Source organism: Nocardia sp. NPDC059228 (assembly GCF_042754245.1).
Classification (GTDB): Bacteria; Actinomycetota; Actinomycetes; order Mycobacteriales; family Mycobacteriaceae; genus Nocardia.
Map to the genome: position 1 here is coordinate 61,636 of NZ_JBHZAL010000008.1, position 16,093 is coordinate 77,728.

4 protein-coding genes are annotated in these 16,093 nt (G+C 71.5%); all 4 read left to right on the top strand.

The window, feature by feature from the left end; translation table 11 throughout:
- Positions 1–30: 30 nt before the first annotated feature.
- Genes ACFXKA_RS15405 through ACFXKA_RS15420 form a run of 4 tightly spaced genes read left to right on the top strand, consistent with a single transcriptional unit; the run spans position 31 to position 16,052 of the window.
- Positions 31–13,293 (top strand): amino acid adenylation domain-containing protein, encoded by a 13,263-nt coding sequence (locus ACFXKA_RS15405; RefSeq protein WP_379427692.1) that lies wholly within the window; start codon positions 31–33, stop codon positions 13,291–13,293.
- 41 nt (positions 13,294–13,334) lie between these two features.
- Positions 13,335–14,399, top strand: a complete 1,065-nt coding sequence (locus ACFXKA_RS15410; protein ID WP_379427811.1) for an ATP-binding cassette domain-containing protein — start codon at positions 13,335–13,337, stop codon at positions 14,397–14,399.
- Positions 14,396–15,229: an antibiotic transporter gene (locus ACFXKA_RS15415; protein ID WP_379427693.1), complete on the top strand. Its 834-nt coding sequence runs from the start codon at positions 14,396–14,398 to the stop codon at positions 15,227–15,229. The genes ACFXKA_RS15410 and ACFXKA_RS15415 overlap by 4 nt, the downstream gene beginning before the upstream one ends.
- Before the next feature lies 1 nt (position 15,230).
- Positions 15,231–16,052 carry an ABC transporter permease gene (locus ACFXKA_RS15420; protein ID WP_379427694.1) on the top strand — a complete coding sequence of 274 codons (822 nt, stop codon included), beginning with the start codon at positions 15,231–15,233 and terminating at the stop codon, positions 16,050–16,052.
- The last annotated feature ends 41 nt before the right edge of the window (positions 16,053–16,093 follow it).

Consider the following 16,093-nt stretch of genomic DNA (forward strand, 5'->3'; position numbering starts at 1 on the left):
GAATCATTATCGCCCGCAGGATGTTTCAGAATGGTTTTCAGCACCCTGTCCACATCCACCCCTGATTCATCCGCGGCCTTCGCTCTCTCGGCGGCCCAGCGCGGCATCTGGTTCGCCCAGCAGCTGGCGGGTGACACGCCCGTCTCGATCGCCCAGTACGTGGAGCTCACCGGCCCCGTCGACGTGCAATTGCTCGCCGACGCGATCCGCCGCGCCGGGCGCGAGTTCGGCACCGGATACCTGCGCCTGACAGAAATCGACGAGCTGCCCTGGCAGCTCGTGGACACCACGCTCGACGACACGATCGACACCGTCGACCTGAGCGGCGCGCCCGATCCGGCGGCCGCCGCACGGGCGTGGATGCACGCCGAGTACACCGCGCCCCTGGACCTGACCCGCGACCGGCTGTGCCTGATCGCCATGCTGCGCCTGGGCCCGGACCACTGGTACTGGTACTCGCGGTTCCACCACATCCTGATCGACGGCGTCGGCGCGCTCACCATGCTGCAGCGCACCTCCGAGATCTACAACGAGGCCGCCGCCGGGCACGAGATCCCGCCCGGCCGGGCCGAGCCGTTGCAGCGCATCGTGGAAGCCGATGCGGCATACCGGGATTCGGACAAGCTCCAGGCCGACCGGGAGTACTGGCGCGCGCATCTGGCGGGCCTGCCCGAACCGGCGCAGCTGGGCAAGCGCACCGGCGCGGTCGACGCCCACCCCCGCCTGCTCAGCGGTACACTGCCGGAATCCACTGCGGCCCTGCTGGATTCGCTCACCACCGCCCTGTCCACCAGTCCGGCGCCGGTCGTGGTGGCCGCCTTCGCCGCCTATGTCGGCGCCATGACCGGGGCGGGCGAGATCGTGCTGAGCCTGCCGGTGTCCGGCCGCACCACCGCGGTCCTGCGCCGCTCCGGCGGCATGGTCGCCAATGTGGTGCCGCTGCGGCTGCGTCCCTCCCCCACCGCCACGGTCGGCGATCTCGTCCGCGCCACCCAGGGTGAGCTCACCGCCGCGCTGCGCCGCCAGCGGTACCGGCAGGAGGACATCATCCGCGACCTCGGCTGGGCCATGGACGAGGTGGCGGGCTTCGGCCCGACGGTCAATCTCATGCTCGCCGACACCCGCATCCGCCTGGGCGGGGTCACCGGGCAGCTGTACGTGCTGACCTCGGGCCTCATCGACGACCTGTTCGTGAACGTCTATCCGGGCGGCGGCGCGGAACGCACGCACATCGACTTCCAGGCCAATCCGAACCGTTACGACGAGCCCGAACTCGCGGTGCTGCACGCGCGCTTCCTGGAGTTCCTGCACCGCTTCCTGGCCGGTGGCGCCGAACAACCGCTGGCGGCGGTGACCGCGCTCTCCGAAACCGAACGCGCCGAACTGGCCCCCGCACAGGGCCGCGACGGCACCGGTCCGCGCACGCTGCCCGAGATCCTCGCGGCGGGGGCGGGCCGAGACCCGTCGGCCATCGCCCTGCGGGTGGACGGGACCGCGTTCACCTACCGTGAGCTCACCGAGTACACCGATCGACTGGCCCGGGTGCTGATCGCGGCGGGGGCCGGACCGGAACGCACGGTGGCGATCTCGATCCCGCGTTCCGCGGAGTCGGTGCTGGCCATGTGCGCGGTCGCCCAGACCGGCGCGGCGTTCGTGCCCGTCGACCCCGGCTATCCGGTCGATCGTATCGAGCACATGCTCACCGACAGCGGCGTGGTCGCGGGCGTGACGGTGGCGGGTTCCCGGGCGGCCCTGCCGGATCGGGTCGAGTGGCTGGTGCTGGACGACCCGGCCACCGAGAAGCTCATCGCCGCAAGCGATTCCGGTCCGATCACCGACGCCGACCGGCGTGCGCCCCTGCACCTGGACCAGGTCGCGTACCTCATCTACACCTCCGGCTCGACCGGGCTGCCCAAGGGCGTCGCGGTCACCCATCGCGGCCTGACGAATCTGGTCACCGGTTCCGGAGCCGCGTTCGGCGTCGGATCGGATGCCGTGGTGGCGCACGCGGTCTCGCCGAGTTTCGACATCTCGGTGGAGGAGCTGCTGGTCGCCCTCGCGGTCGGCGCGACGGTGGCGGTGGTGCCGCCGGCCGCCTACGCGGGCGAAGAGCTGGCGCGGGTGCTGCGGCACCTGGAGGTCACCCACCTGAATGTGACACCGGCCGTGGCGGGTTCGCTGGAACCGGACACGCTGCCGCGGCTGCGCACCGTGGTGGTGGGCGGCGACTCCTGCCCGCCCGAGCTGCCGGTCCGCTGGGCCGGGCGGTGTGTCATCAATGGCTACGGCCCCACCGAGGCCACCGTCACCGCCACCCTGAGCGCCCCGCTCGCCCCCGGCGATCCCATTACGATCGGCGCGCCCTCGCGGGGCATGGGGGCGGTCGTCCTCGATCCGTGGCTGCGTCCGGTGCCGCCGGGCGTGACGGGTGAACTGTATTTGTGCGGGCCGGGTCTGGCGCGCGGCTACCACCAGCGCATCGGCCTGAGCGCCGAGCGTTTCGTGGCCAGCCCGTTCGCCTCGGGCGCGCGCATGTACCGCACCGGCGACCTGGTGCGGTGGCGCCGGCGCGGCGGCCGCTGGGAACTGGAGTACCTGGGCCGCGGCGACACCCAGGTGAAGGTGCGCGGCTTCCGTATCGAACTCGGCGAGGTGGACGCCGCGGTCGCGCGGTATCCGGGGGTGGAGATGGCGGTCACGGTGGGCGCGACCACGCCCGGCGGTGCGACCGCGCTGGTGTCCTACGTGCTGGCGGCCGATTCGGTGGTCGCGCCGGAGGAGGTGAAAGCCACAGTGGCCCAGTCTCTTCCGGCGCACATGGTGCCGTCGGTCGTGATGGTGCTGCACTCGCTGCCGCTCACCCCGGCGGGCAAGGTGGATCGCCGCGCCCTGCCCAGACCCGATTTCGGATCCGGCCCCCGCGCCGGTCGCGCGCCCGCCACCGAGCGGGAACGTGCGCTCGCGGAGGTCTTCGCGGCGGTGCTCGGGGTGGAATCGGTAGCGGCGGACGACAATTTCTTCGCCCTCGGCGGCGACAGCATCGTGGCCATCCAGCTGGTGGCGCGCGCCAAGGCGGCCGGACTCGGGCTGCGGGCCCGGGATGTGTTCGAGCACAAGACCGTCGCTGCGCTGGCCGTCGTCGCCACCGAGGTGACCGCCCCCTTGGTCCAGGAGCTGCCCGGCGGCGCGGTGGGCCCGGTGCCGCTCACCCCGATCGTGCACGCCATGCTCGAGCAGGGCGAGACCTGGCCCAGATTCGCTCAGGCCGTGCTGATTCCGCTTCCGCGCGCCGAGGACATTTCCGCCTCCGGCGCTGAGGACACTGTCGCCTCCGGCGCTGAAGACACTGTCGCCTCCGGCGAGGCCGACCGATCGCGGCTCACGATGGCGGTGCAGGCCCTGCTCGACCGGCACGACCTGCTGCGCAGCACCCTCACCCACCGGCCCGCGAACGGCAGCGGCCCGTGGGAGTGGCGGGTCGGCGCGCCCGGCACGATCGAGGCCGGGGCCCTCATCGAAACCGTGACCGCCGCACCCGATTCCGACGGCGAGGACGAACTGCAACGCGCGGCCGACCTGCTGGATCCCGCCGCCGGGATCGTGGCCCGCTTCGTGCTCATCGACCGCGCGGACACCCAGCCACTGCTGTGGGTGGTGCTGCACCACCTGGTCACCGACGGCGTGTCCTGGCGCATCCTGCTGCCGGATCTGGCCACCGCCTGGGCGGGCGGACCGCTCGCGCCGGTGGGGACCTCGTTCCGGCGCTGGGCGCACGGGCAGGTCGAGCAGACCCCGGCGCGCGCGGCCGAGATCCCGCTGTGGCGGCGGATCCTCACCACGCCGGACCCGCGGCTGGGCACCCGGGCCCTGGATCCGGAGCTCGACACCGTGGCCACCATGGGCCAGCTGCGGACCGTCATCGACAGCGATACCGCCACGGCCGCACAGGAACTCATTCCGGCGCGCTTCCACTGCGGATTCGACGACGCCCTGCTCACCGCGCTGGCGCTGGCGGCGAGCCGCTGGCGGCGCACCCACCGGACGCTGCTCACCGTGGAGGGCCACGGGCGCGAGGAATCGGTGCTGCCCGGTGCGGACATCTCGCGCACCATCGGCTGGTTCACCAGTGTGTTCCCGGTGGCGCTCGACCTCGGCGACCTCGACCTCGACGACGCCTTCCGGGGCGGGCCCGCGGCGGGCGCGGCACTGAAGGCGGTGAAGGAGCAGCTGCGGGCGATTCCCGACAAGGGCGTGGGCTTCGGCATGCTGCGCTACCTCGGAACGGGACCCAACCGACTCGACGATTCGCCCACGCCGCAGATCAGTTTCAACTATCTCGGCCGGACGGGCGCGGGGGTGGAGCATCCGGGCGGCGCGGAAACCCCGTGGGTGCCGGTCAGATTCGCCGCCACCCAGGACGATCGCGCACCGCTGGCGGCGGTCGTCGACATCAATGCCTTCCATACCGCCGCCGGCCTCGAGGTGACCTGGGCCTACGCGTCGCGGCTGCTCACGCCTGAGCAGGTGCGGGAGTTCGCGCGGCTGTGGGGGCGGGCGGTCACCGCGCTGGTGGCCCATGCCCGAAACGCCGGAGCCGGCGGGCACACGCCCTCGGACTTCCCGCTGGTCACGGTCGATCAGGCGCAGATCGACGCCTGGGAGCGGGACTACCCGGACCTCACCGAGGTCTGGCCGCTGTCGCCGCTGCAGTACGGCCTGCTCTTCCACGCCCGCTACGACACCGACACCGCCGACGGGTACACCGTCCAGACCCGGCTGTCGCTGGCCGGCCGGGTCGATGCCGGACGGCTGCGCACGGCCGCGGCGGCGCTGACAGCCCGGCACGAGGTGCTGCGGGTGGCCTATGCCGAGACTGCCGACGGCCCCCGGCAGCTGGTGCTCGGCGAGGCCGAGATCCCCTGGCAGGACCTCGATCTCACCACCATCGAGGAGCCGGCCGAACGGCAGCGGGAACTGGACCGGCTGATCGCCGTGGACGCGGGCACCCGCTTCGACCTCGCCCGGCCGCCGCTGCTGCGCTTCAGCCTGATACGCACCGAACCCGAGGCGTACACGCTGCTCATGACCAATCACCATCTGGCCCTGGACGGCTGGTCCACGCCGCTGGTGGTGCGCGAGCTGCTGGCCGGATACCTGGCCGCGGTCACCGGGCACGAGATCGCGCAGGCTCCGGCGCACTCGTATCGCGAATTCCTGGCCTGGCTCGATCAGCAGGACGACGCCGCGTCCCTGTCGGCCTGGACCGAGGCGCTGGCCGGGGTCGACGCACCGACCCGCGCGGTGCCCACCCTCGCGGGCATCACCTCGACCGAATCCGGCATGGTCTCGGCCGAATTCACCGCGGCGCGACTGGAACGGCTCACCGACACCGTGCGCACCGCCGGGGCCACGGTGAACACCGCCGTGCAGGCCGCGTGGGCGCTGCTGCTGACCATGCTCACCGGCCGCACCGATGTGGTGTTCGGCGGCACCGTCTCCGGGCGGCCGCCGCAGCTGGCCGGGGTCGAGGAGATGGTGGGGCTGTTCATCAACACCCTGCCGGTGCGGGTGCGGCTGGATCCCGGTGAGCGCGTGGGCGATCTGCTGGCCCGGGTGCAGGCCGAGCAGGCGCGGCTGCTGGACCACCAGCACGTCGGGCTGGCCGCCATCCACCGGGCGGTCGGGCTGCCCGAGCTGTTCGACACCCTCACCGTCTTCGAGTCCTATCCCATCGACCGCGAAACCCTCTCGCGCGCACTGGATATCGCGGGCATGCGGATCCTCGACGTGTCCGGCACCGACGCCACCCCCTACCCGCTGAACCTCATGGTGATCCCGCAGCGCGCCGCCGACGGCAGCGAAAGCCTCACCATCACTGTCAAATTCATGGCCGACGAACTGCCCGAGGCCGCCGCGCGCCGGCTGCTCGACCGGTTCGTACTGCTGCTCGACCAGATCGCCGACCATCCCGAGCGCCGCACCGCGCAACTGCAGCACTGCGATCCGATCGAACGCACCCAGCTGCTGCCCGTCCGCGGCGGCACGCCCACCCCCCTGCGCACCCTGCCCGACATCCTGGCCGCGGGCGCGCGCGTCAATCCGGACGGCATCGCCCTCAGCTCCGGCACCCTCAGCATGACCTACCGCGACCTCGACGCCTGGTCCAACCGCTTCGCGCGAGTCCTGTTGCGGCGCGGGGTCGGCCGCGAGAGCTTCGTGGTGCTGGCCCTGACCCGGTCGGTGGAATCCGTGGTGGCGGTGTGGGCGCTGGCCAAAACCGGGGCGGCGTTCCTGCCGCTGGACCCCAGCTACCCGGTCGAGCGCATCGAGCACATCCTGACCGACTCCCGCGCGCCCATCGGGGTGACGGTGTGCGCGGTCGGCGAGACCCTGCCCGGCAGCATCGACTGGCTGCTGCTCGACGACCTCAACACCATCCGCCGGGTCATGACGGTGTCCGACGCGCACATCACCGACGCCGAACGCGGCGGGCCCATCAACCTGGCCCAGACCGCCTACCTGATCTACACCTCCGGCTCGACCGGCAAGCCCAAGGCGGTGCTGCTGAGCCATCGCGGGCTCGCCAATCTCGTTGCCTCGCAACAGAGTCTGCTGGATCTGGACGAGACCTCCAGCACACTGCAGGTGGCCTCCCCCAGCTTCGACGCCTCGGTGCACGAACTGCTCATGGCACACGGCGCGGGCGGGCGACTGGTCATCTCGCCACCGGATGTGTACGGCGGCAGCGCACTCGAGGAACTGCTGCGCACCGAAGGGGTGACACACGCGGTCATCACGCCGTCGGTACTGGCCACTATGAATCCGGCGGGACTCGACGAACTCGGCTGCCTCTCGGTGGCCGGTGAGGCGGCCGGATCCGAACTGGTGGCCGCCTGGTCCGCCGGGCGGCGCCTGGTGAACCTGTACGGCCCCACCGAATTCAGCGTGTGGGCCACCGGGCCGGGTGAGCTGCTGGCGGGCGAACCCATCACCATCGGCGCGCCCATTCGCGGCGCGGCCGCCCTGGTGCTCGACGGCTGGCTGCGGCCGGTGCCCATCGGGGTGACCGGGGAGCTGTATCTGGCCGGTCCCGCGCTGGCCCGCGGCTACTTCAACCGATTCGGGCTCACCTCCGCCCGTTTCGTCGCCAACCCGTATGCCGCGCCCGGCGCGCGCATGTACCGCACCGGCGACATGGTGCGCTGGGCGGAGGTCAAGACGCCCGGCGGCGCGCAGCTGGAGCTGGAGTACCTGGGCCGCAGCGACTTCCAGGTCAAGATCCGCGGCCTGCGCATCGAACTCGGCGAGATCGACGCGGTGTTGACCGCCGACGAGCAGGTCGACTACGCCGCCACCCTGGGCTGCCCCGGACCGGGCGGGCAGACGGTGCTGGTCTCCTACGTGGTCGCCGCGGCCGGGCACACCCTCGACACCGAACTGCTGCGCACCCGCGTCGCCGCGGCGCTGCCGGGCTACATGGTGCCGAGCTACCTGATCGCACTCGACGATGTGCCGCTGACCCCGGTCGGCAAGCTCGACCGGAATGCGTTGCCCGCACCGGATTTCGCGACCCTCGACCAGCGCTACCTGGCCCCTCGCACCGCCGTCGAAACGGCCGTCGCCCAGGTCTTCGCCGACGTCCTCGACGCCGAGCGCGTCAGCATCGACCGCTCCTTCTTCGACCTCGGCGGCAACTCGCTCACCGCCACCCGCGTGGTGGCCCGGGTGAACGCCGCCCTCGGCGCGACCATCGCACTGCGCGACCTCTTCGACGCACCCACCGTCGCGCAACTGTCGTCCCGTATCGTCCCCGGCACCGAGACTCCCGGGCGGCCGGCACTGGCCCCGCGCATCCGCCCGGACCGAATCCCGTTGTCCCCGGCACAACAACGAATGTGGGTCCTCAACCGCCTGGACCCGGGCTCCGCCGCCTACAACATCACCGCGGCCCTGCGCCTGACCGGCGAGCTGGAGACGGCGGCCCTGCGCGCGGCGGTCGCCGACGTGGTCGCCCGGCACGAATCGCTGCGCACCATCTACCCTGCCGACGCCGACGGCCCCCGCCAAGTGGTCCTCAGCGCCGAAGCGGCCGCGCCGCAGATCAGCTTCGCCGAGACGGACGACGGCCCGGACCTGCGCGCGGCCATTGCCGAAAGCACCGGGGCAGGTTTCGATCTCACCCGCGAAGCCCCGCTGCGGGTCCGCGTGCTCCGGCTGATCGGCCCGGCCGAGGTGCACGTGGTGGTGCTGGTGGTGCACCACATCAGCGCGGACGGGGCCTCCATGGCACCGCTGGCCACCGACCTGGTGACGGCGTATCTCGCGCGCAGTGGGGGCACGGACGCCGAGCGGCCGCCGTTGCGGGTGCAGTACGCCGACTATGCGATCTGGCAGCGGGAACTGCTGGGCGACGAGGCCGATCCGGAATCGCTTGCCGCACAGCAGATTCGGTACTGGAAGGAACGGCTGGCGGCGACGCCCGACGTGCTGGAGCTACCGACCGACCGGCCGCGACCGGCGGTGCAGAGCCTGCGGAGCACGGATCTGGAGTTCCGGCTCGACGCCGGATTGCACGCTGCGCTCACCGAACTGGCGGCCGCGACCGACACCAGCCTGTTCATGGTGCTGCATGCGACGCTGGCGGTGCTGCTGTCGCGGCTGTCCGGCACGCCCGACATTCTGATCGGGACCGCCGTGGCCGGGCGCGGCGAGGCGGCCCTCGACGACCTGGTCGGCATGTTCGTGAACACGCTCGCCCTGCGCACACCCGTGGATCCCGCCACGGGGTTCCGGGAGTTCCTGGCGCAGGTGCGGGCCACCGATCTGGACGCCTTCGCGCACCCGGAGGTGCCTTTCGAGCGGCTGGTGCAGGTCCTGGACCCGCCCCGGTCGACGGCCCAGCATCCGCTGTTCCAGGTGTCGTTGTCGCTGCAGAACTTCCAGCCGCCGACCGTCGAATTCCCCGGGCTGACGGTGGCGGTCGAGCCCATCGAGCGGGACGCCTCGCAGTTCGACCTGACCTTCGATCTGCGCACCCCGCTGCCCGGCACCGAGGCAGCCGGGCTCGACGGCACGCTCACCTTCGCCACCGACCTGTTCGACGAGGCCACCGCCGCGCGGCTGGTCACCCGGTGGCAGCGGATCCTCACCGCCGTCACCGCCGACCCCGGGGTCCGGCTGTCGGATATCGACCTGCTCGACGCCGCCGAACGGACCGCGCTGGTGCCGCTGCGCGGCCCGCGGCACCAACGGATCACCACACTCGCCCAGGTTTTCCGGGCCGCCGCCACCGCCCACCGTCTGTGCCCGGCCATCATCGCCGACGGGCGCGTGGTGTCCTATCGCGAGCTGGACACCGCCTCCCAGCGGCTGGCCATGCAGCTCTCGGCCGCCGGAGCCGGATCGGAAACGATTGTGGCGCTGGCCCTCTCGCGCGGCGTCGAGCTGATCACCGCGATCTGGGCCTGCGCCAAGGCCGGGGCGGCCTTCCTGCCCATCGACCCGCGTCACCCCCTGGACCGCATCGATCACATGCTGGCCGACTCGCGTGCGGTGCTCGGGCTCACCACCAGCGCCCACCGGCCGCTGCTGCCCGACACCGTCGGCTGGCTGGTGCTCGACGATCCCGCCGCCTCCAGCGTGCGGATCGCAGTGGGGCAGAGCCGGATCCGCGCCGTGACCACGTACCCGGATCAGCCCGCATGGCTCATTTACACCTCCGGGTCCACCGGCACACCCAAGGGCGTCTCCGTCTCGCATCGCGGCATCGCCGACCTCGTGCGGGCCCAGCGGGAACTGCTGAGCCTGGGTGAGCACTGCCGCGTACTCCAGGTCGCCTCACCGAGTTTCGACGCCTCGGCCTTCGAGGCGCTCATGGCCTTCGGGTCCGGCGGCACCGCCGTGGTCGCCCCGCCCGACGTGTTCGGCGGCGAGGCGCTGTCGGATCTCATTGCGGCGCAGGGTGTCACACACCTGGTGATCACCCCCTCGGCACTGGCGACCCTCGATCCGGAGGCGGTGTCCAGCGTGCGGGTGCTGGCCGTGGCGGGCGAGGCCATCGGCCCGGACCTGGTGGCGCGGTGGTCGAGCGGGCGCACGCTGATCAACCTCTACGGGCCCACCGAATTCACCATCTGGGCAACGGCTTCCGAACCCCTGACCGCCGGGCAGCCGGTCACCATCGGCACTCCGATCCGGGGAGCGGGCACCCTCGTCCTCGACGACCGCCTGCGCCCGGTGCCGATGGGTGTGGCCGGGGAGCTGTACCTGGCCGGACCGGCCCTGGCGCGCGGCTACCACGCGCGACCCGGTCTCACCGCGGCCCGCTTCGTCGCCGACCCGTACGGGCGGCCCGGTGAACGGCTCTACCGCACCGGCGATCTGGTGCGCTGGACCGGCTACCTCGACGAGCCGCGCCTGGAATACCTGGGCCGCACCGACTTCCAGGTCAAGGTGCGCGGCCAGCGCATCGAACTCGGCGAGATCGATGCCGCGCTGTCCGCCGCCGAGGGCATCGAATTCGCCGTCACCCTGGGCGTTCCCGGACCCGGCGGCGCCACCGCGCTCGCGGCGTATCTGCTGCCGGAGCCGGGGCGCGAGGCCGACCTGGCCGCCGTGCGCGCCCACGCCGCCGACCGGCTGCCCGGTTACATGGTGCCGACCGCGTTCGTGGTGCTCGACGCCATCCCGCTCAATGCCGTCGGCAAGCTCGACCGCAAGGCGCTGCCGGCGCCGGTGTTCGAGGCCGCGACCGAATACCGGGCACCGAGCACCGAGCTGGAAACCGTGCTCACCGAGCTCGTCGCCGAACTGCTCGGCCGCGACCGGGTCGGCGTGCACGACTCGTTCTTCGCCCTCGGCGGCGACAGCATTCTCGCCATCCAGCTGGTCTCCCGCGCCCGGCTGCGCGGCATCGAACTCACGCCATTGCAGATCTTCGAGCATCGCACCGTCGCGGCGCTGGCCGCGCTCGCGGCGGCCGCGGGCGAGACCGTCGTCCTCGAGGAGCTGCCCGGCGGCGGAGTAGGCGAGCTGCCGCTCACCCCCATCGTGCGCTGGATGCTCGAACGCGGCGGTGACCACCGCAGATTCGCGCAGACCGCGGTGCTGGAACTGCCGCAGGGCATCGGGCGCGACCAGCTCGTCGCCACCGTGACCGCCGTCGTCGACCACCACGACGCCCTGCGCGCCCAGCTCGCCTACGCGGACGGCGACTGGCGGATGAGCATCCGCGAACCCGGCGCGGTCGATGTCGACGCGCTCCTGCATCGCATCGAATTCGACACCGCCGACGCTGTCGACCTGCGCGAATACGCCGTCACCGAACTGGATTCCGCGCTCGGCCGCCTCGACCCGGCCACCGGGATCGTCCTGCAGCTGGTGTGGCTGGACCCGGCCCCGGGCAGCCCCGCCGACCGCCGCGGCCGCCTCATCCTGGTCGCCCACCACCTGGTCATCGACGGCGTGTCCTGGCGCATCCTCATTCCGGACCTGATCGCCGCCTGGGCGCAGATCAGCGGGGACATGCCACCGATCCTGCCGGAGACCGGCACCACCCTGCGCCGCTGGGCGCACGCGCTCGAGGAAGCCGCGCAACGCGAAAACCGCACGGCCGAACTGGATTACTGGCGCGAGGTGGCCGCCACCCCCGACCCGCCGATCGGGCCGCGCGGGCTCGATCCCGCCGTCGACCGGGTGCCGGCCGTCCGCACCGTCGAGATCGAGGTCGACGCGGACGTCACCACCGCCCTGCTCACCACCCTGCCCGCACTGTTCGACGGCACCGTCGAGGACACCCTGCTGGCCGCCCTCACGCTGGCCGTCATGCGCTGGCGGATGGAACCTGGTGCGGCGGTGCTGATCCGGCTCGAAGGGCACGGGCGACAGCAGGAAATCGTTCCGGGAGCCGATCTGTCCCGCACCATCGGCTGGTTCACCACCGTCTACCCGGTGCGACTCGCCCTGTCCGACATCCCGATTCGCGACGCCTTCGCCGGCGGGCCGGCCATGGGCACGGCCATCCGGGCGGTCAAACACCAGCTGATGTCCGTGCCGGACAAGGGCATCGGCTACGGCATGCTGCGCTACCTCAACCCCGAGACCGCCGCCGAACTGCCCGACCGGGTGCCCGGCCGCGTCGGCTTCAACTACCTCGGCCGCTACGCCACCGCCGACATTCCGGCCGGGCTCGAAGATCTCGGCTGGCTGCCCACCGACGAGTTCGGCGACCTGCACGCCACCGAGCACGCCGACGTGCCCGTCACCGCCGAGATCGAGATCAATGCTGTCGTGGCCGGGGACCGCCTGCAGGCCAGCTTCACCTTCCCCGAAACCCTGCTGCCCCGCCACGAGATCACCATGCTGGCCCACCTGTGGACCGACGCACTCGCCGCCGCAGCCTATTTCGCCACCTCACCGGCCGCCGAACTCGCCGCCGCGGCGGAACGCCAGTATCTGCGCGACCAGCAGGCCGCGGCCGAACTCGCTGCCATCCGGGCGGATTCGCCGCCGGGACTCGGCCTGGACGTGGTGCTGCCGATCCGGCCCGGCGGCGACGAGCCCGCCCTGTTCTGCATTCATCCGTCCTCCGGCATCGCCTGGACCTACCTCGGCCTCGCCGACACGTTGAACCCCGGCCGTCCCATCTACGGCCTGCAGGCCCCCGACCTGTCCGGCGAACCGCACGCCCGCAGCATCGCCGACTTCGCCGCGCGCTACGTGGCCGAAATTCGCCGACTGCAACCGCGCGGCCCCTATCATCTGCTCGGATGGTCCTTCGGCGGCCTGATCGCCCACGCAATCGCCGCCCAGCTAGCGGCAATCGGAGACGAGGTCGGCACCCTGGCCCTGCTCGACGCGGACAGCACCGATATCGACGGTGACAGCATCGACAAGCTCACCGCCGGCTCCTTCGTCGCGGCCTTCGGCTCGGTCTTCGGGATCACCGACATTCCCGCCGACACCAGCGCCGAACAGGCCGCGGCCATGATCCGCGACCGCATGGGCGGCGTCAGCCTGGTCGACGCGCAGACCCTGGAACGCATGGCCGCCTCCTACAATGCCTCCGCCGCCACCCGCACCGGCTACCAGCGGCCCGTATTCCGCGGCGACGCACTGTATTTCAGCGCCACCGTGCACACCTCCGACATCTTCGGACCCGCCGGCTGGCGACCCTGGATCACCGGGACCATCAGCAACCACGACATCGACGTCAGCCACGACGAACTCACCGCACCGCACGCGCTCGCGGCCATCGCACGCATTCTCGACGCACACCTGGGAGGGACGCCGTGAACACCGACAGTGGCAAACCCGATACAACAGACGTGGAAACCATGACGGTCGCACCCCCGAGCAGCGTGCACACCGGCGTCGACGGCGTAGTCGTCGAAGACGTCGAGAAATCCTTCGGCGCGGTCCGGGCGCTGCGCGGCATCACCTTCAAGGCTGCGCCCGGCGAGGTACTCGGCATCCTCGGACCCAATGGCGCGGGCAAGACCACCACGGTCAACATCCTGTCCACCCTCATCGCTCCCGACAGCGGGCGCGCCCTGGTCGCCGGGCACGACGTCGTCACCGACGCCGCCGCGGTCCGCCGATCCATCATGCTGACCGGGCAGTTCGCCGCCCTCGACGACGCCCTGTCCGGGTACGAGAATCTCGTCATGTTCGGGCGCCTCATGGGCCTGCGCAAACGCGCCGCCCGCGCCCGCGCCGACGAACTCGTCGAGGAATTCGACCTGGTGCAGGCCGCCGGACGCCGCGTCGGCACCTACTCCGGCGGCATGCGACGGCGTATCGACATCGCCTGCGGACTCGTGGTGCGGCCCGAGGTGGTCTTCCTCGACGAACCCACCACCGGCCTGGATCCGCGCAGCCGGCAGGGCGTCTGGGACCTGGTCGGCGGATTCCGCAAACACGGCATCACCACCCTGCTCACCACGCAGTACCTCGAAGAGGCCGACGCGCTCTGCGACCGCATCATCGTCATCGACCACGGCCTGGTCATCGCCGACGGCACCGCCGACGAACTCAAGGCCCGCACCGGCGGCAGCTACTGCGAGATCGTGCCGCTGCGCATCGAGGATCTGCCCGCCATCGCCCGCGCCCTCGGCGACCTGCTGCCCGCCGCCAATCGCGAAGCGCTGACCGGGGATTCGGACCGGATCGCCATCCCCGCGCCGGAGGGCGCCAAAACCCTCGCCGAGGCGCTGCGCCGGCTCGACACGGCCGGAATGGAACTCGTCGACATCGCGCTGCGTCGCCCCTCCCTCGACGACGTCTTCCTCCAGCTCACCGGGCACATCGCCAAATCCGAAGAGGCCGAAGACGATTCGCCGTCGGTCCGGTTCCGGACAACAGACGGGCGCTTCAGCGCCGAGGATCGGAACCGGGCATGACCGCCGTCGAGGCCGCACCCGCCGGGTGGCTCACCAACGTCCGCGCCACCCCCGCCACCCTCGCCCAGTGGTGGGTGCTCACGGTGCGGCTCATCGTGCCCTCGGTCAAAACCGGCGAAATCATCACCGCCATCCTGGCACCCGTCACCTTCACCGCCAGCTTCTACATCCCGCTCAACCGCGTGATGTCCTTCGCCGGACTGGGATTCAGCAGCTACGCACAGTTCATGGCGCCCATCGTGATCCTGCAGGCGTGCGCCTTCACCGCGGTCTCCGCCGCCTTCCGCGCCGCCACCGACGCGGTCTCCGGCCTCGACCGGCGCTTCGACGCCATGCCCATGCATCCACTCGTCCCTGCCGCGGCGCGCATGTCCTCCAATGTGTTCCGGCTGCTCATCGGGCTTGCCTCGGCCGTGGTCAGCACCCACGTGATCGGGTTCCGCTTCGTCGGCGGCACGGTGCACACCCTGGGGTTCCTGGCCCTCGGACTGGCCATCGGCATCGCGTTCTGTCTCGGCGCGGATGCCATCGGCACCGCCACCCGCAGCCCCGAGGCCACCACCCAGATGCTGGTGCTGCCGCCGCTCATCCTCGGCATGCTCTCCACCGGTCTCGCCCCCGCCCACCAATTCCCGCACTGGGTCCAGTTCTTCGTCCGCAACCAGCCGGTCTCCCAATTCGCCGAGGGGCTGCGCGCGTTCGGCGGCGACACCCTCGGCAAGGCCCACCCGGTGACCTGGTCCCTCATGATGCCGCCGCTGCTGTGGCTCGTCGGCAGCACCGCGCTGGCCTGCTACTTCATCGCCCGGCAGAACCTGAAGAGGTCGTGATATGGCCACCCTCGACCACCCCGAACTCGCCGACACCATCGTCTTCGGCGAAGGCTCGGCCCCAGCTCTGCTGCGGCACACCTGGATTCAGACCCAGCGCCTGCTGCTGCGCTGGGTCCGCGACCCCATCACGCTGCTCGAAACCCTCATCGTGCCGTGCCTGCTGCTGCTCATGCTCGACATCGTGGTGGGCTCACAGATCCAGAAGTTCTCCGGCCACAGCGCACTCTACGGATCCACCCCCATGGTGACCCTGGTCGGCGCGCTCTCCGGAACCGTGGCCAGCGGTGTCATGCTCGGCCGGGAACGGGAGGCGGGCATCCTGTCCCGCTTCTGGGTGCTGCCGGTGCACCGCGCCTCCGGGCTCGCCGCGCGCATCATCGCCGAGGGCTGCCGCATCTTCGCCGGAACCGTCGTGATCATCTGCTTCGGCACCGCGCTCGGCTTCCGCTTCCGGCAGGGACCGTTGCAGGCCTTCGCCTTCCTGTGGATTCCGGTGCTGTTCGGGCTGGCCTTCGCCACCATGGTCACCGCCATCGCCGTGTTCACCGCCAAGTCCACCCTGGTCGAGGCCGTCGCACTGCTGTCGTCACTGCTCATGTTCTTCAGCACCGGATTCGTGCCGCTCCCGGCCTACCCCCGGTGGATTCAGCCCGTGGTCCGCGATCAGCCCATGTCGGTCGCCGTCGACACCATGCGTGCGCTGGCCGAGGGCGGACCCGTGGCGGGCCCGCTGACGCGGACCCTCGCCTGGACCGCCGGCCTGATCATCGTGTTCGCCATCCCCTCCGCCTACGGCTACCGCCGGGCCAGCCGCCGCTGAGATCAATACCCCTATCCGGGAATGTCGGCGCCCGGGCGCGG